This is a genomic window from Sorangium sp. So ce119 (assembly GCF_051524405.1).
GTDB classification, from domain to species: Bacteria; Myxococcota_A; Polyangia; order Polyangiales; family Polyangiaceae; genus Sorangium; species Sorangium cellulosum_G.
In genome coordinates, this window is the sequence record NZ_CP150310.1 from 9872910 (window position 1) to 9895778 (window position 22869).

General features: G+C 69.0%; 31 protein-coding genes. 3 read left to right on the plus strand and 28 right to left on the minus strand.

Features of this window, described 5'->3' with window-relative positions:
• Window position 1 precedes the first annotated feature (1 nt).
• The 4 genes from WME76_RS37270 to rho form a co-directional block, all read right to left on the minus strand.
• On the minus strand, window positions 2-1684 hold the full coding sequence (locus tag WME76_RS37270; protein WP_437956943.1) for an ATP-binding protein: 1683 nt from the start codon (window positions 1682-1684) through the stop codon (window positions 2-4).
• On the minus strand, window positions 1681-2775 hold the full coding sequence (locus WME76_RS37275; RefSeq protein ID WP_437956944.1) for a (Fe-S)-binding protein: 1095 nt from the start codon (window positions 2773-2775) through the stop codon (window positions 1681-1683). Before WME76_RS37275 ends, WME76_RS37270 begins: the two co-directional genes overlap by 4 nt.
• Before the next feature lie 49 nt (window positions 2776-2824).
• Entirely contained in the window at window positions 2825-4915 is a 2091-nt protein-coding gene (locus tag WME76_RS37280) for a GAF domain-containing protein (RefSeq protein WP_437956945.1), read from the minus strand.
• Between the two features lie 115 nt (window positions 4916-5030).
• Window positions 5031-6278, minus strand: a complete 1248-nt coding sequence (rho, locus tag WME76_RS37285; RefSeq protein ID WP_012240541.1) for a transcription termination factor Rho — start codon at window positions 6276-6278, stop codon at window positions 5031-5033.
• 399 nt (window positions 6279-6677) lie between these two features.
• Between rho and yccX the strand changes: the two genes are divergently transcribed.
• A complete protein-coding gene (gene yccX / locus WME76_RS37290) occupies window positions 6678-6956 on the plus strand; it encodes an acylphosphatase (RefSeq protein WP_061609615.1) in 279 nt (92 codons plus the stop codon).
• 5 nt (window positions 6957-6961) lie between these two features.
• Window positions 6962-8974: a hypothetical protein gene (locus WME76_RS37295; protein ID WP_437956946.1), complete on the plus strand. Its 2013-nt coding sequence runs from the start codon at window positions 6962-6964 to the stop codon at window positions 8972-8974.
• A gap of 64 nt (window positions 8975-9038) precedes the next feature.
• On the opposite strand, the gene rplQ is transcribed toward WME76_RS37295, so the two are convergent.
• From rplQ to rplV, 24 genes are all read right to left on the minus strand, one after another.
• Window positions 9039-9557, minus strand: coding sequence for a 50S ribosomal protein L17 (gene rplQ / locus WME76_RS37300; RefSeq protein WP_061614893.1), 519 nt, complete (start codon window positions 9555-9557; stop codon window positions 9039-9041).
• Between the two features lie 20 nt (window positions 9558-9577).
• Window positions 9578-10618, minus strand: coding sequence for a DNA-directed RNA polymerase subunit alpha (locus WME76_RS37305; protein ID WP_012240545.1), 1041 nt, complete (start codon window positions 10616-10618; stop codon window positions 9578-9580).
• Between the two features lie 209 nt (window positions 10619-10827).
• Window positions 10828-11457: a 30S ribosomal protein S4 gene (rpsD, locus tag WME76_RS37310; protein WP_433930579.1), complete on the minus strand. Its 630-nt coding sequence runs from the start codon at window positions 11455-11457 to the stop codon at window positions 10828-10830.
• 11 nt (window positions 11458-11468) lie between these two features.
• Window positions 11469-11879 (minus strand): 30S ribosomal protein S11, encoded by a 411-nt coding sequence (gene rpsK / locus WME76_RS37315; protein ID WP_061609611.1) that lies wholly within the window; start codon window positions 11877-11879, stop codon window positions 11469-11471.
• A 20-nt stretch (window positions 11880-11899) separates the two neighbouring features.
• Window positions 11900-12280 carry a 30S ribosomal protein S13 gene (gene rpsM, locus WME76_RS37320; protein ID WP_437956947.1) on the minus strand — a complete coding sequence of 127 codons (381 nt, stop codon included), beginning with the start codon at window positions 12278-12280 and terminating at the stop codon, window positions 11900-11902.
• A 44-nt stretch (window positions 12281-12324) separates the two neighbouring features.
• The gene (gene rpmJ, locus WME76_RS37325; RefSeq protein WP_012240549.1) at window positions 12325-12441 is read right to left on the minus strand and encodes a 50S ribosomal protein L36; all 117 of its coding nucleotides are present in this window, start codon (window positions 12439-12441) and stop codon (window positions 12325-12327) included.
• A 30-nt stretch (window positions 12442-12471) separates the two neighbouring features.
• Window positions 12472-12723, minus strand: a complete 252-nt coding sequence (infA, locus tag WME76_RS37330) for a translation initiation factor IF-1 (protein ID WP_061609609.1) — start codon at window positions 12721-12723, stop codon at window positions 12472-12474.
• On the minus strand, window positions 12720-13358 hold the full coding sequence (locus tag WME76_RS37335; protein ID WP_437956948.1) for an adenylate kinase: 639 nt from the start codon (window positions 13356-13358) through the stop codon (window positions 12720-12722). The genes infA and WME76_RS37335 overlap by 4 nt, the downstream gene beginning before the upstream one ends.
• Window positions 13359-13368: 10 nt before the next feature.
• Window positions 13369-14697, minus strand: coding sequence for a preprotein translocase subunit SecY (secY, locus tag WME76_RS37340; protein WP_061614898.1), 1329 nt, complete (start codon window positions 14695-14697; stop codon window positions 13369-13371).
• 45 nt (window positions 14698-14742) lie between these two features.
• Window positions 14743-15234: a 50S ribosomal protein L15 gene (gene rplO, locus WME76_RS37345; protein WP_437956949.1), complete on the minus strand. Its 492-nt coding sequence runs from the start codon at window positions 15232-15234 to the stop codon at window positions 14743-14745.
• 50 nt (window positions 15235-15284) lie between these two features.
• Window positions 15285-15488 (minus strand): 50S ribosomal protein L30, encoded by a 204-nt coding sequence (rpmD, locus tag WME76_RS37350; protein WP_061609605.1) that lies wholly within the window; start codon window positions 15486-15488, stop codon window positions 15285-15287.
• Window positions 15485-16093 (minus strand): 30S ribosomal protein S5, encoded by a 609-nt coding sequence (gene rpsE, locus WME76_RS37355; protein WP_433930587.1) that lies wholly within the window; start codon window positions 16091-16093, stop codon window positions 15485-15487. Before rpsE ends, rpmD begins: the two co-directional genes overlap by 4 nt.
• Before the next feature lie 79 nt (window positions 16094-16172).
• Entirely contained in the window at window positions 16173-16532 is a 360-nt protein-coding gene (gene rplR, locus WME76_RS37360) for a 50S ribosomal protein L18 (protein ID WP_061614901.1), read from the minus strand.
• 47 nt (window positions 16533-16579) lie between these two features.
• Window positions 16580-17209, minus strand: coding sequence for a 50S ribosomal protein L6 (gene rplF, locus WME76_RS37365; RefSeq protein ID WP_437956950.1), 630 nt, complete (start codon window positions 17207-17209; stop codon window positions 16580-16582).
• Window positions 17209-17604 carry a 30S ribosomal protein S8 gene (gene rpsH / locus WME76_RS37370; RefSeq protein ID WP_020740974.1) on the minus strand — a complete coding sequence of 132 codons (396 nt, stop codon included), beginning with the start codon at window positions 17602-17604 and terminating at the stop codon, window positions 17209-17211. Before rpsH ends, rplF begins: the two co-directional genes overlap by 1 nt.
• Before the next feature lie 4 nt (window positions 17605-17608).
• On the minus strand, window positions 17609-17794 hold the full coding sequence (locus WME76_RS37375; RefSeq protein WP_061614902.1) for a type Z 30S ribosomal protein S14: 186 nt from the start codon (window positions 17792-17794) through the stop codon (window positions 17609-17611).
• Between the two features lie 10 nt (window positions 17795-17804).
• Entirely contained in the window at window positions 17805-18530 is a 726-nt protein-coding gene (gene rplE, locus WME76_RS37380) for a 50S ribosomal protein L5 (protein WP_437956951.1), read from the minus strand.
• Between the two features lie 2 nt (window positions 18531-18532).
• Entirely contained in the window at window positions 18533-18850 is a 318-nt protein-coding gene (gene rplX / locus WME76_RS37385) for a 50S ribosomal protein L24 (protein WP_061614903.1), read from the minus strand.
• On the minus strand, window positions 18850-19218 hold the full coding sequence (gene rplN, locus WME76_RS37390; protein WP_061614904.1) for a 50S ribosomal protein L14: 369 nt from the start codon (window positions 19216-19218) through the stop codon (window positions 18850-18852). The genes rplX and rplN overlap by 1 nt, the downstream gene beginning before the upstream one ends.
• A 4-nt stretch (window positions 19219-19222) precedes the next feature.
• Window positions 19223-19522, minus strand: coding sequence for a 30S ribosomal protein S17 (gene rpsQ / locus WME76_RS37395; RefSeq protein WP_272102908.1), 300 nt, complete (start codon window positions 19520-19522; stop codon window positions 19223-19225).
• 53 nt (window positions 19523-19575) lie between these two features.
• Entirely contained in the window at window positions 19576-19779 is a 204-nt protein-coding gene (gene rpmC / locus WME76_RS37400; RefSeq protein ID WP_061609599.1) for a 50S ribosomal protein L29, read from the minus strand.
• Between the two features lie 8 nt (window positions 19780-19787).
• Window positions 19788-20201, minus strand: a complete 414-nt coding sequence (gene rplP / locus WME76_RS37405) for a 50S ribosomal protein L16 (RefSeq protein WP_061609598.1) — start codon at window positions 20199-20201, stop codon at window positions 19788-19790.
• 12 nt (window positions 20202-20213) lie between these two features.
• Window positions 20214-20906 carry a 30S ribosomal protein S3 gene (gene rpsC, locus WME76_RS37410; protein WP_020740980.1) on the minus strand — a complete coding sequence of 231 codons (693 nt, stop codon included), beginning with the start codon at window positions 20904-20906 and terminating at the stop codon, window positions 20214-20216.
• Window positions 20907-20923: 17 nt separating this feature from the next.
• The gene (gene rplV, locus WME76_RS37415) at window positions 20924-21262 is read right to left on the minus strand and encodes a 50S ribosomal protein L22 (RefSeq protein ID WP_012240567.1); all 339 of its coding nucleotides are present in this window, start codon (window positions 21260-21262) and stop codon (window positions 20924-20926) included.
• Window positions 21263-21902: 640 nt separating this feature from the next.
• On the opposite strand from rplV, the gene WME76_RS37420 reads away from it, so the two are divergent.
• Window positions 21903-22646, plus strand: a complete 744-nt coding sequence (locus WME76_RS37420; RefSeq protein WP_437956952.1) for a hypothetical protein — start codon at window positions 21903-21905, stop codon at window positions 22644-22646.
• Window positions 22647-22869: the final 223 nt, after the last annotated feature.

Consider the following 22869-nt stretch of genomic DNA (forward strand, 5'->3'; position numbering starts at 1 on the left):
CTCAGAGCGCCTCGAGCTCCTCCGCGGCGCGGCCCTGGGCCGGCGCGCCGCCGGCGGGCAGCGTGATCCGGAAGCGCGTGCCCCCCGTCGCGCGCGCCTCGCACGAGATCGTGCCGCCGTGCGCCTCGATGATGTCGCGCGTCACGGCGAGCCCGAGCCCCGTCCCGCGCTGCTTGGTCGTGAAGAACGGGTCGAAGATGGACGCCCGCAGCTCCTCCGGCACACCGGGGCCCGTGTCGTCGACCGCGATGGTCGCGACGCCGCTCGAGAAGCTGACGCTCACCACGATCTCGCCGCCCTTGGGCATCGCCTCGCGCGCGTTGCGGAGCAGGTTCAGGAGCGCCTGACGGAGCTGCGACTCGTCGAGGAGGATCTCCGGCCCCACCTCGTCCACCTCGACGCGGACCGCGACGCCGGCGCGATCGAGCTCGGGCCGCACGAACGCAACGAGCTCCTGCACCAGGTCGTCGACGCGCTCGGGCACGAGCCGCGGGCGGGGGCGCCGGGCGACGCTGAGGTACTGCTCCGCGATGCGCGACAGGCGATCCACCTCGGCGCGGATCGCCGTGACGAGCTGGGCCGACTCCTTCATCACGGGCCTGAGCTCCGCGTCGGGCGTGCCCTCGGCGGAGGCGCGCGCCACCTCTTCCTCGAGCAGCTCGAGGTTGAGCCCGATCGACGACAGCGGGTTCCTGATCTCGTGCGTGACGTGCGCCGCCATCTTCCCGATCGCCGCCAGCCGCTCGGCGTTCACGAGCTCGGCGCGCGCGCGGCGGATCGCGGCGACCATGTCCTCGAACGTCGTCGCGAGCTCGCCGATCTCGTCGTTTGTCGCGAGCACCTGCTTCGGCGTGAGGTCGCCGCGCGCGACCGCGTTCGCCCGCTCCGTGACCGCGGTGAGCGGGGCGAGCACGCGCCGCGCGTACAGCGACATCATCACGCCGACGAGCAGCGTCAGCACGCCCAGCCCGAGGAGCAGGTGCATCGAGCGCTCCTCGCGCCGCCGCGCCTCGACGGTGAGGGTCTCCATCTGCTCCTCGACGCGGCTCTTGATCGCCCGCAGCCGCTGCGCCCCCTCGACCTCGCGCTTGACCAGCTCGTCGCGCGTGCGCTCGGCGAGCTCGCGGTTGCCAACGGCGAGCGCCTGGAAGAGCTGGGAGAACCGCTCGGGGCTCGCCCCCACGAGCCGCTCGATCGCCGCCACCTCGGCCGCGATCTCCTCGCTGAACCGCCGCACGCCCGACGAGGCGGCCGCCTGCCCGACGCCCGCGTCCCCGCCGGCCGCCTTCTCGTCGGCTCCGGCGAGCGCGCGGGCGGCGTCCTTGACGATCGAGAAGGCGAGCGGCCGGGTCCGCCGGGCGGTCTCGATCCACTCGCGCACGTCGCCCGGGTTCTTCGCGGCGGTGATGTGGTTGAGCTGGGCGTTGAAGACGTTCTGCTCCGCCAGCACCTCGCCGATGTGGAGCAGCAGCGGGACGTACCCGGCGCGCAGGAGCTGGGCGTCTCGCGACGCGGCCCGGAGCGCCTGGACGCTCCAGCCGACGGTCAGCGCGAAGGCGGCCAGCACCACGAGGTAGCTCGCGAGGAGCCTGCCCGCGACCGTGCGCCGCTTGTGCGGCGCGCGCCCCTCCGGGCCCGCGGCGCCGCCGCGCGCGCCGTCCACGGCCGGCGCCGGCGCGGTCATCGCGGCGCGACGGCCCGCGCGATCAGGCTCGCGAGGTCCTCCGCGGGCTCGCCCCGCGACCTGAACCGCCGGAGGCTCTGCGCGCAGTGGGTCACGAGCAGCCCGCCGCCGAGCGCGCGGTGCTCCGCGATCCTCCCGTCGGCGATGGCGGCGGACGAGGCGGGGCGCGTGGCGGGCACGAGGCCGCCGCCCCCGCTGCAGTCGGCGTGCTCGCGGCGGTGGATGAACTCCTCCGGCGGCCGCCCCGTGATGCGGGCGAGGATCTCCCGCGGCGCGTCGTAGCGATCGAGGCCGCGCCCGAGCTGGCAAGGGTCGTGGTAGCGCACCCGCCGCTCCGACGCCGACCGCTGCAGCCGGTCCAGCGAGGCGACCGCGAGGTCGACGAACAGCTCCGGCGCCTTCACGTCCACGCCGACGCGCGCGTACTCGACGCGCACGGCGCGCGCGCACCCGGGGTCGACAGCGACGAACCGCTCTCCCTCCGCCACCTCGGCGGCGAGCCGCCGCGCCGCGGCCTCGAAGCCCGGCCGATCGCCGGCGTAGAGGAGCGGCAACCCGCAGCAGGCGCGCACCTGGCGGACGGGCGCGCCGATCAGCGCCTCGGTCGCGTCGAGCGCGTCCTCTGCGACGTCCGGCGCGTGGCGGACGTAGCCGCAGCCGACCAGCACGCGGACCGCCCCCGGCGCGCCCGCGGCCGCGCGGGCGCGCGCGTCCGGCTCGCCGTCACCGCGCTCCTCGCGGGCCCAGAAGCGCTCCGCCGCGCGCCTGGCCCCCTCCGGCGCGAGGCCGCGCGCGAAGAACTCCGCGCGCGCGTCGGTCAGCACCGTGGCCACCTCGTTCTTGTGGTCGCAGCGCTCGCGGCACGCGTAACAGCCCGAGCACGCCCAGGCCGGGTCCGCGTGGCGCGCGTCGAGCGGCACGTCGCCGCGCCCGGCGAAGTACGCCATCGACATCTTCCCCCACGGCGTGACCGTCTCGTTCGCCTCGACGTTCGACACGGGGCACGCGGCGCGGGAGAGCTTGGGGCAGTAGACGCACTTCTCGAGCGACGTCCGGTGCGGCTCGAGGAGCTTCAGGCGGAGCTGGGGCACCGTTCGAGTCTCTCCATCGGACGCGCCTCGTGCAAGCGGCGGGGGCGCGTCACGCGTCCGACCCGCTGCTCGACGAGCGCCTGCCTCGCTCGTTCGCTGGGGATGATGAGCCCGCCGGCCTGCGGCGCGGCGACCCCTCGTGGACGACGGGCGCGGCCTCCGCGCTCGGCCGGGTCGCTGGCTCGCCGTCCGTCGATGCCAGCCGCGACGGCGCCTCCGCCGCGCCCTCCGCGGCCGCGGCCGTCGAGGACCGCGACGGCGGGCTCTCCTGGGGCAGGCGGATCGTGAACTTCGCGCCCTTGTCGGACGACTCGACCTCGATCGTCCCGGCGTGCTCGTCGACGATCTTCTTCACGATCGCGAGCCCGAGCCCGGTACCGCCCCGCTTGCCCGCGGTGACGAACGACTGGAAGAGCCGTCCCTGGATCTCCTTCGGGATCCCCTTGCCCGTATCGGCGACGCTGATCGCGAGGTCGCCCCCGTCGCGGTAAGCGCGGATCGTCACCCTGCCGCCGCCCGGCCGCATCGCGTCGACCGCGTTGCGGACCAGGTTGTGCAGGAGCCGCGTCATCTTCGCCTCGTCGAACCGCGCCGTCCCACGGTCCTCGAGCACGAGCGACAGCGTCACGCCGGTCCCGGCGAGCTCCTGCTCGAGCTGCTTCTCGATGTCGCCGAAGAACTTGGTCAGGTACACCTTGCGGACGAGGATGCTCCGCTCGCCGCGCGCGAACTCCAGCACCTCGCGCTGCATCGCGCTGATCACGTCGAACTGCTTGAGGATCAGCCTCGCGTGATCCTCCCGCGTCGCCGCGTCCGGCGCGCCGGCCATGAGCTGGACGTAGCCGCTGATCACCGTGAGCGGGGTGCGCACGTCGTGCATCACCCCCGAGAGCAGGCGCCCGATCGTGGTGAGCCGCTCGCTCTGCTCCCGCTCGAGGCGCGAGCGGAACAGCCGCAGCGCGGTCGACGCGTTCGCCGACACGAGCCGCAGGAGCGCGCGATCGTCCTTCGAAAAACCGTGCGGTTTCCTGGAGTTGTAGAGCGCCATGGCGCCGATCGGCACCGCGTCCTCGCCCTCGAGCGGCACGGCGATCGCCGTCTTCAGCTCCGCGCCGAGGAGCTGGGCGAGCCGGGGCGACACCGGCATGTCGCCCTCGTCGCCGCCCGCGCTCGAGAACCACACGGCCTCGTTGTGCACCATGGCGCGGCCGACGATCCCTTCGCCGCGGCGCATGGCGATGCGCTTGACCTCGAGCCTCGGCGGAGACGCGTCCACCACCCCCTCGGGCTCGTCGCCCGACGCGGGCGAGCGCGGCGGCGGGTTGCCCTCCTCGAAGGCGGCGAGGTCGAAGAAGTAAAGGACGAGGCCGCCCTCGATCTCGTCGACGAGCATCGCCCCCGCGCGCGCCTCGCACGCCCTGCCGGCCGACGTGATCACCGCGCGCGCGAGGTCCTCCATCGTGGTCGCGCGGCCCATCGCGCTCTCGAGCTCGAAGAGCAGCTTGAGGTCGCTCACGCGGTGCTCGAGCTGCTCCTTGGTCTCGACGAGCTGCGTGTTCTTCTGGATGACCGACAGGAACAGCCGCGAGTTGTCGATCGAGACGGCCGCCTGCGTCGCCAGCGCGCTCAGGAGCTCCTCGTCGTGGACCGAGAACTCCCCTTCGCCGTGCTTGTTCAGGACCTGGATGACCCCGATCGTCCGGCCGACGTGGTTCTTCATGGGCGCGGCGAGGATCGAGCGGGTGCGGTACCCCGTCACGTCATCCCAGTCGCGCGAGAACCGGCGATCCCGGTAGGCGTCCTTCACGCGGACGGTGCGCCCGACCTTGGCGACGTGGCCGGCGATCCCGGCGCCGACGGGCAGCTCGATCGCGCGCGCCTCCTCGCCGATGACGATCCGCGAGAACAGCCGCTGGCGCTGCTCGTCGAGCAGGTAGAGGGTCGCCCTGTCCGCGTCGAGCAGCTCGGTGATCTTGTTCAGGATGAGCGCGAGGAGCTGATCGAGATCCAGGGTGCTGCCGAGCGCGAGCCCGACGTCCCGGAGCGCCTGCACGGTCTTCTCGGCCTGGGCGAGCCGCGCCTCCAGCTCCTGAATACGAGCTTGTAGCGCCTTCGTGCGTTGTTCCGCCTTCGCGGTCACCGGGAGACGCTAACACGACTTCGCCCGGGGAAGCGCGCGCGCGGGCCCTGCGCGACGCGTCCGTTCGGCAGAGAGCGCCCCCGACGTCCGCCGGGAGCGCCCCCGAGACGAGCGGCTACTGGTTCATGCTCTCGAGGAACTCCTGATTGGTCTCGGTGCGGCTCACCTTGTCCAGGAGGAATTCCATCGAGTCGATGACGTTGAGGGGATGGAGGAGCTGGCGGAGCAGCCACACGCGCTGGAGGATCCACTCCGGGAGCAGCAGCTCTTCCTTGCGGGTCGCGCTCTTGTTGATGTCGAGGCAGGGGAAGATCCGCTTCTCCATCAGCTTGCGATCGAGGTGGATCTCGCTGTTACCCGTCCCCTTGAACTCCTCGAAGATGACCTCGTCCATGCGCGAGCCGGTGTCGACGAGCGCGGTCGCGACGATCGTCAGCGATCCGCCCTCCTCGACGTTGCGCGCGGCGCCGAAGAACCGCTTCGGCTTGTGGAGCGCGTTCGAGTCGACGCCGCCGGACAGGATCTTCCCGCTCGGCGGGACGACGGTGTTGTAGGCGCGCGCCAGGCGGGTGATCGAGTCGAGGAGGATCACGACGTCGTGCTTGTGCTCGACGAGGCGCTTGGCCTTCTCGATCACCATCTCGGCGACCTGCACGTGGCGCGTCGGCGGCTCGTCGAAGGTCGAGCTGATCACCTCGCCCTTCACGGTGCGCTGCATGTCGGTGACCTCTTCCGGGCGCTCGTCGATGAGCAGCACGATGAGGGTCGTGTCCGGGTGGTTCGCGGAGATCGCGTTGGCGATCTGCTGGAGCAGGACCGTCTTGCCGGCGCGGGGCGGCGAGACGATGAGGCAGCGCTGCCCTTTGCCGATGGGGCAGAGCATGTCGATGATGCGGGTCGAGAAGCTCTTCGTCCCGTTCTCGATGTTGAACTTCTGCTGCGGGTAGAGCGGCGTCAGGTTGTCGAAGAGGATCTTGTCGCGGGCGACCTCCGGGGGCTCGCCGTTGATCTTGTCGACCTTGAGCAGCGCGAAGTACGCCTCGCGCTCCTTGGGCGGCCGGATCGAGCCGCTCACGCTGTCGCCGGTGCGGAGGTTGAAGCGCCGGATCTGGGACGGCGAGACGTAGATGTCGTCCGGGCCCGGCAGGTAGTTGTAGTCCGGCGCCCGCAGGAAGCCGAAGCCGTCGGGCAGGCATTCGAGGACGCCCTCGCCGTAGACCGGCTGGTCCTGCGCGGCGTGGGCCTGCAGGAGCGCGAAGATGACCTCCTGCTTGCGCAGCCCGGCAGCGCCCTCGATGTTGAGCCCCTTCGCCATCTGGACGAGCTCGGCCATCGGTTTCTGCTTCAGTTCCCTGAGGTGCATGAGTCGGAAAGCTCCAGGATGCGACGGCGCTCTCCCTGTCAAGGGCGTGGAGGCCGTCGGTCGATGGTTTCTGGTTGGGGGGGTCTAGCGGGTCGGGCCCGAGGCGGGGCCGAGCATGTCGTCGATGTCGGCGGGTCGCCAGGGGGAAGAGGGCTCGCCTCGTCACCGGCGCCCCTCACGTTCATGTCGCTCGATCGGCGGGCTGCGCTTGCCGATCGGGCGGCGACTCTATCAAGCGCGTTTGCTCTGTCAATGCGCGCCGGCGGCCGTGGACATGGGGGTCGTCCGCGCCACGCTCGCGCGGAACGGCGGGGGCGAACCGCCGCGAGCTGCCCGGAGCGCCCTGGCGCTGCCTGAAGTTGCCTCCCTCCGGATGCGCGGCTAAGTCAAGCTGGTTCCATGGGGCTCAAACAGGTTCAACTGTTCGTCCGCGGTCGCGTCCAGGGCGTCTTTTTTCGTGCCTCCACGCAGCGCGAGGCCAAGCGGCTCGGTCTCACCGGCTGGGTGAAGAACCGCGCCGACGGCAGCGTCGAGGTCCTCGCCGAGGGTGAGGAGGACGAGCTCAAGGAGCTCATCGCCTGGGCCAACCGCGGCCCGAGCGCGGCGCGCGTCGAGCGCGTCGACGTCCGGTGGCGCGGCTTCTCGGGCGACTTCTTCGACTTCCGCATCACGGATTGAGGGACTTGGCACGCGGTCTGTCTGACCTGGGAAACACGGGTGCGCGGCCGTCGCGGCGCTACAGGCCGGCGGGCGCGTGGCTCGTGCTGCTCAGCCTGCTCGCGGGTGCGCCGCTCGCGTTGCGTTCGGCGCACGCCGCGCTGGACCGCGACGCGGGCGTCGCGGCGGCGGCCTCGTCCACGTTACCGGAGCTCCCGCGCCTCGCGCCGATCGCGCGTCCGGAGCCCGACATCGCCGCGATCCGCGAGCTCGATCGCGTGCTCGACCAGCTCACGTCGCAGGACCCGCGCTCGCGCGAGAGCGCCCGCGCGGGCCTGGATGAGCCGATCCCGGGCATCGTCGACGCGGTGCGGCTGCGCGTGCAGGACATCCGCGGCTCGCTCGATCGGGACGCGGCGCCGCGCGTGCTCGCCGAGGCGCGCCGGGAGGGGCGCAAGGCGCTGAAGTCCGAGAAGGACGACGACGGGCGCGACGCCAAGAAGAAGGGCGCGGACGCGAAGGACGGGAAGTCCGACAAGGGCGCGAAGAAGGGCGCCGGCGACGCCAAGAAGGGCGCGGGCGACGCCAAGAAGGACGCGAAGAAGGGCGCTGCCGACGAGAAGAAGGGCGCGGGCGACACCAGGAAGGACGCCAGGGCCGATCAGGGCGCGAAGAAGGGCGCCGACGACGAGAAGGACGAGAGCGAGGGCGACTGGCTGGATTTCATGCTGGCCACGCCGCGGCCGCGCGACAGCGCGTGGCGCGATGTCGTGAAGCTGCTCGCGATGGAGCGGATGCTCGTCGCCGCGGGCACGACGCCGGCGGTGCGCGAGCTCATCGCGCTCCACGCCTACTTCGGCGAGCTGCTCCGCATCGACCTGCAGCGGCAGATCGCGAAGCTGCGCGACAAGGCCGTCCCCGCGCTGATCGAGGCGCGCCAGCACGACGCGAAGATCGTCCAGCGGTGGGCCAACAAGCAGCTCGACCTGCTCGGCCGAGCGATCCCTGGCGAGGCGATCGCGTCGAACGACACGCAGATCCTGGCCGACGTCCTGCGCGCGTACGGCCGTGTCCGCGACGTGGACGCCATGCGCGCCGTCCTGAGCTTCTGCAACAGCGATCGCGCGCGGCTGCGCGACGCTGCCCGGGAGGCCATCTCCGCGATCGGCGAGCCGGGCATCTGGCAGCTCCGCGACGCGTACCTGAACCTCACGGGCGAGAAGCCGCCGCGCGAGTGGTCGTGGGACCGCATCGCGCGCGAGCTCTTCGCGACGTACGATCGCGCGCGCCTCGCCGAGGTGTACAAGCTGATGGACGGGGGCGTCGCCGCGGCGAGCGCGGGCAAGCTGGCCGAGGCGACCGACGCGTTCGACAAGGTCCTCGCCCGCGCGCCGCTCTTCGAGCGGCGCAAGGAGATGGTGGGGGCCTACGTGGAGCGGGCTAGGTCGCTCGCCGACGAACGTCGCGAGGACGCCCTCGCGATGCTGCGCAAGGCGCTCCGCCTCGATCCGACCGGCGAGCACGCGAAGAAGATCGACGCCGAGATCGCCTACCTGGAAGGCGCGCTCCTCATCGATCGCAGCACGCCGGACAAGTTCGTGCTCGAGCGGGCGCTGGAGCTCGATCCCGCCCACGCCGGCGCAAAGGCGGCGCTCGCGTCGCTCGGGGACAAGGTCGCCGAGCGAAAGAGCCAGAAAAATCGCTACATCGCCGCGGGAGCCGTGGGCATCGTGGCGATGCTGGCGATGTTCTTCATCGCCCGCCGTCGGAGCGACCCGGCGCCCGCGCCGCGGCAGGCCAGCGCCGCTCCCCCGCAGCCGCACGCGGCCCCGGAGCCGCCGCCTCCGCCACAGCCCAGCGCCGCGCCCCCGCAGTCGCACGCGGCCTCGGAGCCGCCGTCTCCGCCACAGCCCAGCGCCGCTCCCCCGCAGTCGCCCACGGCACCGCCGGCCAGCGCCGCGCCCCCGCCGTCGCAGGCGGACCAGGAGCCGACGTCGGCCGGCCCGGAGCCGGACCCACAAAGCAAAGACGCCGGGTGAGCTCGTCGCTCTCCCGGCGCCTCTGTGACTGCGCCGGCCCCGCGGGGCGCCGGCCTGGTCCGATTCAGCCCGCGGTGGTCGCCGGCGTGGCCGGCTCCGCCGCCGCAACCGGCTCAGCCGCCTGCGCGGGTGCGTCCTCGACTGCAGGCGCGTCGATGAACTCGATGAGGCTCATCGGCGCGTTGTCGCCGCGACGCGGTCCCAACTTGATGATGCGCGTGTAACCACCCGGCCGACCCTCGAACCGCTTCGAGAGATCGATCATCACCTTCGCGATGATGTCGATCTTCTTGCCGTCGGTCGCGACGCCCCAGCGAGGGATGTAGCTGCCGACGAGCCGCTCGGCGTGGAGCCGGCGCGCCCTGTCGCCAGGGCTGAGCTCCGTGTGCGCGGTGTACGCGACCTTGCCGAGCCGCGTCGCCTTGGTGATGAGCCGCTCGGCCACCCGGCGCAGCTCCTTCGCCTTGGCGTCGGTCGTCTCGATCCGCTCGTGGGTGATCAGGTTCGCCGTCAGGTTGCGAAGCATCGCCCTGCGGCTGGAGGTATCCCGACCAAACTGCCTGCCCGCTTTCTTGTGACGCATGACGTTCCCTCAGTACCGACTCACGCCTGCGCCTGCTGCGCCTTCCAGCGCTCGAGGAGCTGCGGCCAGTTGTCGATCTTCATCCCGAGCGAGAGCCCCATGTTCGCGAGGATCTCTTTGATTTCCTTCAGCGACTTGCGACCGAAGTTCTTGGTCTTGAGCATGTCCTGCTCGGTCCGCTGCACGAGCTCGCCGATGAGCGTGATGTTCGCGTTCTGCAGGCAGTTCGCGGAGCGGACGCTCAGCTCGAGCTCCTCGACGGAGCGGAACAGGTTCTCGTTGAGCGGCTCGTCGTCGCTCATCACCGCCTGGTAGCTCGTCTCCTCGCTCTCCTCGAAGTTCACCCAGATGGAGAGCTGCTCCTTCAGGATCTTCGCGGCGAACGCGACCGCATCCGCCGGCGAGACGGATCCGTTGGTCCAGACCTCGAGCGTCAGCTTGTCGTAATCCGTCACCTGCCCGACGCGGGCGTTCTGCACGGTGTAGTTCACCTTGCGGATCGGCGAGAACAGCGCGTCGATCGGGATCGTCCCGATGGGCATGGTCGGCGTCTTGTTACGCTCGGCGGGCACGTAGCCGCGGCCCACGTTGACCGTGAGCTCCATCGAGAGCGGCCCCTTCTTGTCGAGCACGGCGATGAGGTGGTCGGGGTTGAGCACCGACAGCCCCTCGACGAGCTGGATGTCGCGCGCGTAGACGGGCCCGGGGCCCTCGCGGTCGATCCGCACCGAGTACGTCTTCGGGGTCGCCGCCTTGAAGACGACCTCCTTCACGTTGAGGATGATGTCGCTGACATCCTCGACAACGTCCGGCACCGTGGTGAACTCGTGGAGCGCCCCCTCGATGCGGATGGCCGTCGCGGCCGCGCCCTGGAGGGAGGAGAGCAGCACCCGCCGCAGCGAGTTGCCGATCGTGATCCCGAAGCCGCGCTCCAGGGGCTCACACGTGAACTTGGCGTAGAACTGGGTCCCGCTCTCCGCGTCGATCGAGATGCCCTTGGGCCGGATCAGATCGCGCCAGTTCCGGGCGATCATCGTGAGGTTCGGGTTGTTCATCGTCATGACGTTCTCCTTCCTTCATGGGTCTGCGCGGAGGTCTCACGCCGCGGCCGCACTCGACCGGTCCGGCGCCGCCTCCTGCCCGCATTCGTGGCTCCATACGCCTGCGCGCGCTGCGCGCAGGACAACGACGCCGAGGGGAGCCCGCAGCGCCGGAGCGCACCCCGCTGGGTGCGCTCACGACGCTGCCTCCTCGGCGCCGCCTCGCGCGATCAGCGCGAGTAGTACTCGACGACCAGCTGCTCGCGGATCTCCGGCTCGTTCAGATCCTCGCGGATCGGAGCGCCCTTGACCGCGCCGGTGAACGCCGCGCGATCCACGTCGATCCAGCTCGCGATCGGGCGCTTGTCCGCGCCGCCAACGGACGCGAGGACGCTCTTGAACTTCCGCGCCCCCTCGGTGAGATCGATCCGGTCACCGGTCCGCACCACGTAGCTCGGGATGTCCAGCCGCTTGCCGTTCACGTGGACGTGACCGTGCCGGACGAGCTGGCGCGCCTCGGCGCGGGACGAGCCGAAGCCCATCCGGTGCACCACGTTGTCGAGCCGGCGCTCCAGGAGCGCGAGCATCTCCTCGCCCGTCCGGCCCTTGCGCCGGTTGGCCTCTTGGAAGTACCCGCTGAACTGCCGCTCGAGAACGCCGTAGATGCGACGCACCTTTTGCTTCTCGCGCAGACGCACCGCGTACTCGCTCAGCTTGATGCGCCCCTGGCCGTGCTGGCCGGGCGGATACGGGCGCCGCGTGTACGCGCACTTCTCGGAGTAGCACCGCTCTCCCTTGAGGTAGAGCTTCATCCCCTCGCGGCGGCAGAGCTTGCAGACCGGACCAATGTAGCGAGCCATCGTGAATTACCTCAAACCCTGCGCCGCTTCGGCGGCCGGCAACCGTTGTGGGGGATCGGCGTGACGTCCCTGATCAGCGTCACCTTGAAGCCAGCGGTCTGGAGCGCGCGGAGCGCGCTCTCGCGCCCGGCCCCCGGCCCCTTCACGAACACGGCGACCGATCGCATGCCGTGCTCCTGCGCGCGCCGCGCGGCCTCTTCCGCCGCGAGCTGCGCGGCGAACGGCGTCGACTTGCGCGATCCCTTGAAGCCGCGAGCGCCAGCGGACGACCACGCGATCGCGTTGCCGTTGATGTCCGTGATCGTCACGACCGTGTTGTTGAAGGTCGACTGAATGTGCGCGATGCCCGCGGACACATTCTTCTTGACCTTCTTCTTCTGCTTCGTCTTGCTGGTGGTGGCAGCCGTCTTCGCTTGCGCCATGGCGTCCTAATCCCCGCTCGTCACTTCGTCGCGGCCGGACGCCGCTGCAACATGCCCTTGCGCGGACCCTTCCGGGTGCGCGCGTTCGTGTGCGTCCTCTGCCCGTTCGCCGGGAGGCCGCGCCGGTGGCGGAGCCCCCGGTAGCAGCCGAGGTCCATGAGCCGCTTGATGTTGAGCTGCACCTCGCGCCGCAGGTCGCCCTCGACCTTGTACTCGGCGTCCAGGAGGTCGCGGATCGCCTTTACCTCAGCGTCGCTGAGCTCCTCGATCCGCCTGTCCTGCGGGATGTTGGTCCTCTCGCAGATTTGCAAGGCGAGAGTCCGCCCGATGCCGTAGAGGTACGGTAGGGCGTAGGCGACATGCTTCCGACGCGGGAGATCGACACCAGCGATACGAGCCATGGTTACTCCAAACCGAAAACGAGGGCGGGCTTCCGCCGAAAGAGCTAGTTCCCCTGGCGCTGCTTGTGGCGGGGGTTCTCGCAGATGATCCGAACGACACCACGCCGCCGCACCACCTTGCACTTGTCGCAGATCTTCTTGACGCTCGGGCGCACCTTCACGGGGAGCCTCCAGATTCCTCAAAAAATACGTTACTTGTGCCGGTACGTGATCCGGCCTCGGCTCGGGTCATACGGCGAGACCTCGACGGTCACGCGGTCGCCCGGCAGAATCTTGATGTAGTACTGCCGCATCCGGCCGCTGATGGTGGCGAGGACACCCAAGCCGTTGTCCGCCTTCACGCGAAACATGGCGTTCGGCAGGGCCTCTTGAACCACGCCGTCGAACTCGAGCTTGTCGCCCTTCGGTTCTTTCGGCGCTCTGGCTTGTTTTGATCGCCTCATTCTCCACCCGAGCCCGGTCGGCCGAGGGCCGACATCACCCTCTGCGTGACTTCTTCCGGCGTCCCGACTCCGTCAACGCGACGCAGCAGTCCCTTCTGTTCGTAGAACGGAAGAAGGGCGGCCGTCATCGCCTCGTAGGCGTCGAGACGCTTGCCGACAGCTTCGGGCCGGTCGTCGGCCCGATGCTCCAGCTCCGCACCGGGGGGCGGCGGATTATAAACGAGATGGTATATCTGTCCACTGCGTTTGTCGGTGCGGCGATGGATCAACCGTTCCTCGAGCAGGGAGCGCGGAACGTCCAGCTGGATCACCGCATCGATGCCGCTCCCCTGGCCGGCGAGGAGCCCGTCGAGGGCGTCCGCCTGGGGCACCGTCCTGGGAAATCCGTCCAGAAGGAAGCCGCCAAGGCAGTCGGGCTCGGCGGTCCTGCGGTCGATGAGGCCAATGACGGCCTCATCCGGCAGGAGACCGCCCGAGTCCATGATGTCCAGATAGCGCTTCTCCAGCGTGCCTGACCGCTTCGCCTCGCGCAGCATGTCGCCCGTCGAGATCTGCGGGATGCCGAAGCGCACGCACAGCAGCTTCGCCTGCGTACCCTTCCCAGCGCCAGGTGGTCCCACCAGAACCAAGATCATTTGACCTCCATCACGCTTCCGGGAGCCTTCGGCCCCGGATGCGGCTGGCGCCGGGGCCGGTAAGGCCCTCGTAGCTCCGCGTGATCAGGTGCGCCTCAAGCTGGTTCACGGTGTCGAGCGCGACGCCGACGACGATCATGAGCGACGTCCCTCCGAAGCCGAAGGGGATGCGCAGAAGGTTGCCGACGATCGACGGGACCACGCACACCGCGGCGACGTAGAGCGCGCCGCCGACGGTGATCCGCTGGATCACCCGGTGGATGTAGTCCGCCGTCTGCTTGCCCGGCCGGATCCCGGGGATGTTTGCCTGCTGCTTCTTCAGGTTCTCGGCGACGTCCACCGGCTGAAACGTGACGTTCGTGTAGAAGAAGCAGAAGAAGATGATGAGCAGCGCGTAGCCGGTGTTGAAGACCCAGTCCCCCCGGTTGATGATCGCCTGGAGCTGGTCGGCCCCGGGGACGTTCATGTTCGCGAGCGTCTGCGGGAACATCAGCAGCGACGACGCGAAGATGGGCGGGATGGTGCCGGCGGTGTTCACCTTGAGCGGCAGGTGCGCCGTCTGACCGCCGTAGACGCGCCGCCCGACCTGCCGGCGCGAGTACACGATCGGGATCTGCCGCCTGCCGTTCTCGAAGAACGCGATGACGGCGATGACGAACACGATGAACGCAGCGATCGCGGCCATCGACAGCGGCTGGAGATCGCCCGAGTTCTGCGCGAAGTAGTTGCCGATCTCCTCCGGGATCCTCGTGATGATGCTCGCGAAGATCAGGAGCGAGACGCCGTTCGACACGCCGCGCTCGGTGATCTGCTCGCCGATCCACATCAGGAACGCGGTCCCGGTGGTCAGCGTGATCACCGTCATGAGCTGGAAGCCGATGCCGGGGTGGTTCACGATCCCGGCCCCGGTCTCGCTGCTCGACAGGCCCTCGAGCATCTTCGCGATCGAGAAGGCCTGGAAGAGCGAGAGCGCGACCGTACCGTACCGAGTGTACTGATCGAGCCGGCGACGCCCCTGCTCGCCCTCTTTTCGCAGCTCGTCGATGGGCTTGTAGACCATGCCCATGAGCTGCATGATGATCGATGCCGAGATGTACGGCATGATCCCGAGCGCGAAGATCGACAGGTTCTCCAGCGCTCCGCCGGAGAACATGTTGAAGAAGCCCAGGAGCCCGCCCGACTGCTTCGCGACGTACTGTCGCATCGCGTTCCGGTCGACGCCGGGCGTCGTCACGAAGACGCCGACCCGGTAGACCGCGAGCATCACCAGCGTGAAGATCACGCGCCGCCGGAGCTCGGGGATCTTGTGGAAGTTGGTGATTCCCGCGAGGCTGGCCATGGGCGTTCCTGGACTCCGGCTTGAGGGGGTGCGCCTGCGCGCTGGCTAGGAGGACGAGGAGTCCGTCGAGTTGCCCTGAGCAGCGGGCGCCTCGAGCACGACGGCCTTGCCCCCTGCCTTCTCGATCTTCTCGATCGCTCCCTTGGAGAAGCGATGCGCCGTCACGGTGAGCTTCTTCGTGAGCTCACCGCCGCCGAGGATCTTCAGGACGTCGAACCGGCCCTGCACCAGGCGGCTCGCGTGGAGCGCGACCACGTCGACCTGCGCGCCGTCGTCGAACGCCTCGAGGGCGCCGACGTTGACGTTGGCCACGATGTCCGCGAGCGGGTTGCGGAAGCCGCGCTTCGGGAGGCGACGCTGGATCGGCGTCTGGCCACCCTGGAAGTGCTTCTTGTTGATGTTGCCGCCCGCCCGAGCCTTCTGCCCTTTTTGTCCTCGGCCAGCCGTCTTGCCGACGCCGGATCCCACGCCGCGGCCGACGCGGAGCCTCTTGGTTACGGCGCCTTCAGGGGCTTGGAGCTTAGAAAGGATGTCCATGTTTCACACTTCCGTACGCGGCAAACCCGCTGGAATGACGATCTCGCTTCTCAGGACTTCGGGGAGGTTGCCTCGTCGGCGACCTCCTCCACCTCGACCAGGTGGAGGATCTTCTTGACCATGCCACGGAACGAGGGCGTGTTCGCGACGACCACCTCGGACCCCGGCCCACGCAGGCCGAGCCCCTTGATGACCTTGCGGGTGTGCTCGACCTGGCCGATGTTGCTGGCCTTCTGACGTACGCGGAGCTTCACTGCGAGCCTCCTTCACCCCCGCCACCGCCCTGCGGCGCGCCGCCGGGCGCGGGGGGCGCGACGCTCGCGCGCCGGCGGGCCGCGGTGTTCGTGCCGCCGCGGCGCTGGTAGTCGAGCGAGTCGAGCTGCATCGACCGCTTCCCGGCGACGCTCTCCGGGCTCTTGAGCCCACGGAGCGCCGCGACCGTCGCGTGCACGACGTTGTGCGGGTTGCTCGTGCCGAGCGACTTCGACAGCACGTCGTGGATCCCCGCGGACTCGACGACGGCGCGCACCGCGCCGCCGGCGATGACGCCGGTCCCGGGGCTCGCCGGCTTCAGCAGGACCTTGCCCGCCCCGACGTGCCCGAACGAGTCGTGCGGGATGGTCACGCCGTCCAGCGGGATGCGGAACAGGTTCTTGCGAGCCTGGTCGTTCCCCTTGCGAATCGCCTCCGGCACCTCGTTGGCCTTGCCCAGGCCGACGCCCACGTGCCCCGCTTCGTCGCCCACCACGACCAGCGCCGAGAAGCTGAAACGCCGGCCGCCCTTGACGACCTTGGCGACGCGGTTGATGTGGATGACTCGCTCTTTCAGCTTCTCTTCGTCGACATGATCGAACGCCATATCCGTCCTCTATCACGTTCTCCGCCGCGGCAGTTGACCGCGCCCGCCGCCCTCACCTGCAGGGCAGCGGCTGTGGGAGTCAGAAATCGAGACCTGCCTCGCGCGCCGCCTGGGCGAGGGCGCTGACGCGCCCGTGGTACAGATAGCCGTTGCGGTCGAAGACGACCTTGTCGATCTGCTTCTCCTTGCAGATCCTCGCGATCAGCGCCCCGACCTTCTTCGCCGCCTCGACCTTGTTGTCCTCGTCGAGCGAGCCCTTGAGGTCCTTCGACAGCGTCGAGGCGTGGGCGAGGGTCTTGCCGCTCACGTCGTCGATGACCTGCGCGTAGATGTGCTTGGTGCTGCGGAAGACGCTGAGGCGCGGGCGCTCCGGCGTCCCCTCGACCTTCTTGCGGATGCGGAGCTTCCGGCGCTCCCGACCGACGATTTTCATGCCCATGACCGTCTCGTACCTCGGTGCAGCGGCGTACCCGCCGCCGCTCGCCCTTACTTCTTGCCGCCCTTGCCGGCCTTACCGGCCTTCTCCCGCACGCGCTCGCCGCGGTAGCGGACGCCCTTGCCGCCGTACGGCTCCGGCGGCCTGAAGCCGCGGATCGTCGCGGCCGTCTGCCCGATGAGCTCCTTGTCCGCGCCCGTCAGGACGAGGACAGTGCCCTTCGAGTCCGCCGGGATCGTCGCGGTGAGGCCCGCCGGGACCGCGAACGTCACCGGATGGGAGAAGCCGAGGGCGAAGTTCAGCGTCGTGCCCTTGAGCTCGACGCGATAACCGGTGCCCTTGAGCTCGAGCGTCCGCTCGTAGCCCTCGGCGACGCCCTTCACCATCGAGGCGACGAGCGCCCGGGTGAGCCCCTGGAGGCGCGACCCATCGCGACCAGGCGCGAGCGAGCTCACGTGGAGCTTGCCGCCGTCGAGCTTGATGTCCACCCGCTCGGTGATCGCGCGGGAGAGCTGCCCCTTCGGACCCTTGATGTCGATCCGGCGGCCGTTGACGGTCGCGGTGACACCCTTCGGCAGGTCGATCGGCCGCTTGCCGACGCGCGACGTCTTCGGCGCGAGCCGGCTGTCACCGTTCGCGTTGCCCTTCGCGGGCTGGGCTGCGTTCGCCTGAGCTTCCATCACCACACCTCGCAGAGCAGCTCGCCGCCCACCTTCAGACGGCGCGCATCCCTGTCGCTCATGAGCCCGCGGGACGTGCTCAGGATCGAGATCCCGAGCCCGCTGAACACGCGCGGGATCCTGTCGTGACGCACGTACACGCGGCGCCCCGGGCGGGAGACGCGGCGCACGCCGTCGATCGCGCTCTGCCGATCGCGCCCGTACTTGAGCACGATGGTGAGCTTCTTGGGACCCTCGCCCTCGGTCTCGCGCACGTCGGCGATGAAGCCCTCGGATTTGAGGATCTCCGCAACCGCAACCTTGATGCGGCTGGCAGGAATCTCGGTCCGGTCGTGCCGCGCGAGCGCCGCGTTGCGAATGCGGGTCAGCATGTCGGCGATGGGATCGGTCATCATAGAATCACCAGCTGGCCTTGATCACACCAGGGAGCTCACCACGGAGCGCGAACAACCGAAGGCAGACACGGCAGAGCTCGAAGTCGCGGTAGTAAGCGCGCGAGCGCCCGCACACCTTGCAACGGTTCTTGTGCCGCACAGAAAACTTCGGCGGACGGTTCAGCTTCGCAAACTCTTTTGCACGGGCCATCGAAAATCCCTCAATGCCGGAACGGGATGCCAAGCTCGGTCAGGAGCGCGCGTCCTTCTTCGTCCGTCTTCGCCGTGGTCACGAACGAGATGTTGAGCCCCTTCACGACGTCGATCTTGTCGTAGTCGATCTCGGGGAAGATGATCTGCTCGCGCAGGCCCATCGTGAAGTTGCCCTTGCCGTCGAACCCCTTCGGGCTGACGCCCTTGAAGTCACGGACGCGCGGCAGGGAGAAGGCGATCAGACGATCGACGAACTCCCACATCCGCTCGGCACGCAGGGTCACCATCACGCCGATGGGCAGGTTCTCGCGCAGCTTGAACGTCGCGATCGACTTCCGGGCGCGGGTCACCACCGGCTTCTGGCCAGAGATCGCCCGCATGTCCTCGACCGCGGAGTCGATGATCTTCGGGTTCTGCACCGCGGCGCCGAGCCCCATGTTGATCACCACCTTCTGCAGGCGGGGCACCATCATCGGGTTCTTGTAGCCGAACCGCTTCGACAGCGCGGCCGTCACGCTCTTCTGGTAGTGCGCGCGCAGCCGCGGGGTGTAGTTCGGGTCGCGCGGGCGTACCTCGGCGGGCCCGGTGGCCTCGGGCTCGGCGCCCTTGGCCTTCGCGCCCCTGGCTTCCTTGCTCTTGGCGGGCGCCTGCGGCTTGGCCTGCTGCGACTTGGGCTTGTCCTTGCCCTTGCCGCCGTCCTTGGCCGCCTTGTCCTTGTCCTTCTTGTCCGCCATGGCTAGCCCACACCGATCGCGCTGCCGCTCTTGCCGACGCGCGTCTTCTTGCCGTCCTCACCGACGCGGATCTTCACGCGCGTCGGCTTGCCCGTCGCCGGATCGACCGGCATGACATTCGAGGCGTGAATCGGCGCCTCCTTGGTGATCTTCCCGCCCTCCTGATTGCGCGGCGTGGGCCGCTGGTGGCGGGTCACCGTGTTCAGGCCCTCGACGACCACGCGGTCCGTGTCGGCGAGGATCTTGGTGATGCGGCCCTGCTTCCCCTGCTCCTTGCCGCTGATGACCTGCACCAGGTCACCGACCTTGAGGCGCTTCATCAGAGGACCTCCGGGGCGAGCGAGATGATCTTCATGAACTTCTTCGCGCGGAGCTCGCGAGCGACCGGCCCGAAGATACGGGTGCCGATCGGCTCCTTCTCCTTGTTGATCAGGACCGCGCTGTTGCCGTCGAACTTGATGTAGCTGCCGTCCGAGCGCTGGTACTCGCGGGCGGTGCGGACGACGACGGCGCGCGCCGTGTCACCCTTCTTCACCTTCGTCCCCGGCAACGCCTCCTTGATCGACACGACGATGACGTCGCCGAGCGCGGCGTACTTGCGGCGCGAGCCGCCGAGCACCTTGATGCACTTCACGACACGGGCGCCGGAGTTGTCCGCGACCTCGAGATGCGTCGACACCTGGATCATGGCGCTACTCCTCCACCGGCCGGGCAACGAGCTTGGTCACGAGCCACCGCTTGTCGCGGGAGATCGGCCTGTGCTCCGTGATCTCGACGCGGTCGCCCACCTTGTACTGGTTCGTCTCGTCGTGCGCCTTGTAGCGCTCCCGCTGACGGACGTACTTCTTGTAGACGGGATCGAGCGCGTTCCGGATGACCTCGACGGTGACCGTCTTGTTCATCTTGTCGCTGGTCACCTTGCCGACCAGCTTGCGCCGGAAGCCGTGCGCCTTCGCCTCGGTCTCGGCCTGCGCAGGCGCGGCGGCTGCCAGCTCGGGCGCCGCAGCGACCGGCTGCTGGTTCTCTGCCTTCTTCTTCGCCATGGCTACGCCTTCTCCTCGGCACGCGCGCGCTGCGTGAGGATCGTCTTCACCCGCGCGAGATCCCGCTTCGCCTTGCGGATCGTCGCCGTGTCGTTCAGCCGGTTCGTGAAATTCTTGAAGCGCGCCTCGAACAGGCCCGCCGCAAGCGACTTCTCGAGCTCGCGCAGGTGATCGGTGGTGCGTTCACGCAAATCCTTCGCCTTCATCGCCTACCTCACGTCAGCCCGCGGGCGAGGAACTTGCACTGCATCGGGAGCTTGTGCGACGCGAGGCGGAACGCCTCCTTCGCAATCTCCTCGCTCACGCCGCTGATCTCGTACATCACGCGGCCGGGCAGCACGAGCGCGCACCACTCCTCGGGCGCGCCCTTGCCCCCACCCATGCGGACCTCGAGCGGCTTCTTCGTCACCGGACGATCCGGGAAGATGCGGATCCAGAGCTTGCCCGCGCGCTTCACGTGCCGCTGGATCGCCATACGGGCCGCCTCGATCTGCCGCGAGGTCACGCGGGCAGGCTCGACGCACTGGAGCGCAAAGTCGCCGAAGGAGACGTCGCTGCCCGTGAGGGCGAGGCCACGGTTGTTCCCCTTCTGCATCTTGCGGAACTTGGTTCGCTTCGGAGACAGCATTCTGCAATCCCTCTACTGGATCCGGCGCGCCTTACGCTGCAGGACCTCGCCCTTGAACATCCAGACCTTCACGCCGATGATGCCGACCTTCGTCTTCGCCTCGGCGAGGCCGAACTCGATGTCGGCGCGGAGCGTGTGCAGCGGCACCCGGCCCTCGCGGTAGGTCTCGACGCGGCTCATCTCGCTGCCGCCGAGCCTGCCGGCGCAGCGCACGCGGATGCCCTTCGCGCCGAACTTCATGGCGGTGGACACGGCCTTCTTCATCGCCCGGCGGAACGCGATCCGGCGCTCGAGCTGCGTCGCGATGTTCTCGGCGACGAGCTGCGCGTTGGTCTCGGCCTTCCGGACCTCCTGCACGTCGATGAAGACCTCGTTGTCCGTGAACGACGACACGCCCGGGAAGAGGGTCTCGCCCTTGGACGCCGTGCCGACATTGCCGCTCTTGAGCGTCTCGATCCCCTTGCCGCCCTTGCCGATCACCATGCCGGGGCGGGCGGTGAAGACGATCACCTTCGCGCGGTTCGCGGCGCGCTCGATCTCAACGCCGGCGATGTTCGCGTTGTAGAGGTACTGCTTGATCGCGCGCTTGATGCGGATGTCCTGGTGGAGCCACTTCTGATACGCGGCGCCGTCCTCGTACCACTTGCTGCTCCACGTCTTGATGACACCGACGCGGAAGCCATACGGATGGGTCTTCTGTCCCATATCGGCAGGTCCTCTACTTACTTTCTCTCGTCGACTTCGATGACGATGTGCGACACGCCCTTGGTGATCCGGGTCGCACGGCCCATCGCGCGCGGCCGCCAGCGGCGGTTGAACTTGTTCGGCCCCTTGTCAACGGTCGCCTTGCTGATGAAGAGCGCGTCGATGTCGGCGCCCGCCTGCTGGGCGTTCGCGACCGCGCTCTCGATGATCTTCCGCAGCACAGGGGCGCCGCTCTTCTGCGTGAACGAGAGCAGCTGGATCGCCTCGTCCGCGTCGCGACCCCGGACGAGATCGGCGATCATGCGTGCCTTGCGCGGGGCGATCCGCGAAAACATCGCACTGGCTTTGCTTACCATTCGAGACACCTCGCGACACCGGCGGGCGGAGAGACTCCGTACCGGGTTTCGGTTCACTTCGAACCGGTTGCACCGTCGTACGCTTCCGGTCGCAGCCCGACGTCCACCGACGCGAACCCCCTTCGCGTCACCGGGGGGAGGCCCGCGGCGGCCGAAGGGGCGGAGCTGAGATCGAAGCGCCGTTACGGCTCTTCTACTGGGAGACCGGGAGGACACCCGATCGCCCGGGAAAACGGAGCGCGGTGATTACCAGCGGGGCGCGCGGTACGCAAGCGCGATCCTTCAGTTTGTTGCTCGGGCGTTGCTCGGGCCGGTTCCCCCTGAGCAGATTCTCAGGCTTTCCTGAACGGGCGTCCGGAGGATCCGGGGGGCGTCGTCCTGAAGCAGGGCCGGCGCACGGACCGGTCATACCCCCTGAGCTCGGCCTTGACAATCACGAAACACGACGGAAACAGGCGGACCAGGCGATCTGAGCGGCGCTCCGGCCCGCACGGACCGGCTGCGCCCACCCCGGGCGCATGCTCGTCCGGCGCGGCAAGGGCGAAGAACAGGATTGCGAGGGGAATAGGAGAGCCCCAGGTTCAGTCGAACGTACCAGGCCCAGGAGCTTTTCCCTGACACTGTAGGAGGCAACGTGACCATGCTTGCTCGTCATCGCCATTCTTTCCTCGCGCTTACCTTGATCTTGCCCGCCGTCTACGGCTGCGTCGTGACGTCGGAGGACACCGACAACGACGTGGAGCAAGCGACCGGCGCCGGCGTCACCAGCAGCTCGTCGACCGGCGGGGGCGACGGCGGCGACGACGGCGAAGGTGGCTGGGGAGGTGACGGCGGCTGGGGAGGTGACGGCGGCTGGGGAGGTGACGGCGGCGAGGGCGGCCAGGGAGGTGGCGGCGGCGAGGGGGGTGGCGCGTGCGTCGACGACTCGGACGGCAACCTCACGGTCGCGGCGTGCGACGAGCTGAACATCTCGCCGGCGCAGGGCGCGACGAGCCAGTGCGGCGATGGCCGCGACGAGCCGCCGATCGGCTACGGGCTGTGCAAGCACGGCTTCGTCATCTTCGCCCGAGGGCACGCCGCGGACCTCGTGGACTGTCTGAGCGACATCCCCGTGCAGGAGGCGTGCGATCAGTCGCCCGTCGAGGACTGCATGGACCGCGTGTACGCGAACGCGTGCCCCAACCAGGCGGCGGAGATCTGCGACACCATCTTCGACGCCTGCGACGCCAACACGTTCGACCGCGCGACGTGCTCGGCTCAACTGAACCCGTTCAACACGGCGACAAAGGAAGCCATCGTGGAGTGCATGAACAACAACCTCGATGTCACCTGCCAGGAGGCGTACGACGAGTGCTACATGGAGGCCCTGTACTTCGAGGGCTGAACAGGTCGCCGTCGGGGAGCCAAGGTCACAGCGCCACCGGCGCCCTCTCTGCTCTCGCGGTTCTTTTCCCCCGACACGCGACGCACATCCGGTGACCTTCGAGCCTCTCACCAGCTCACGCCCACCTTAGCGCCGCGACGTACGCAGCCTCTCATGTACGGGCCTTCGGGCGATCCCTGAGCGCGGTATTCGGTTGCAAAAAAGATGGCGGGAAGGGATCCTC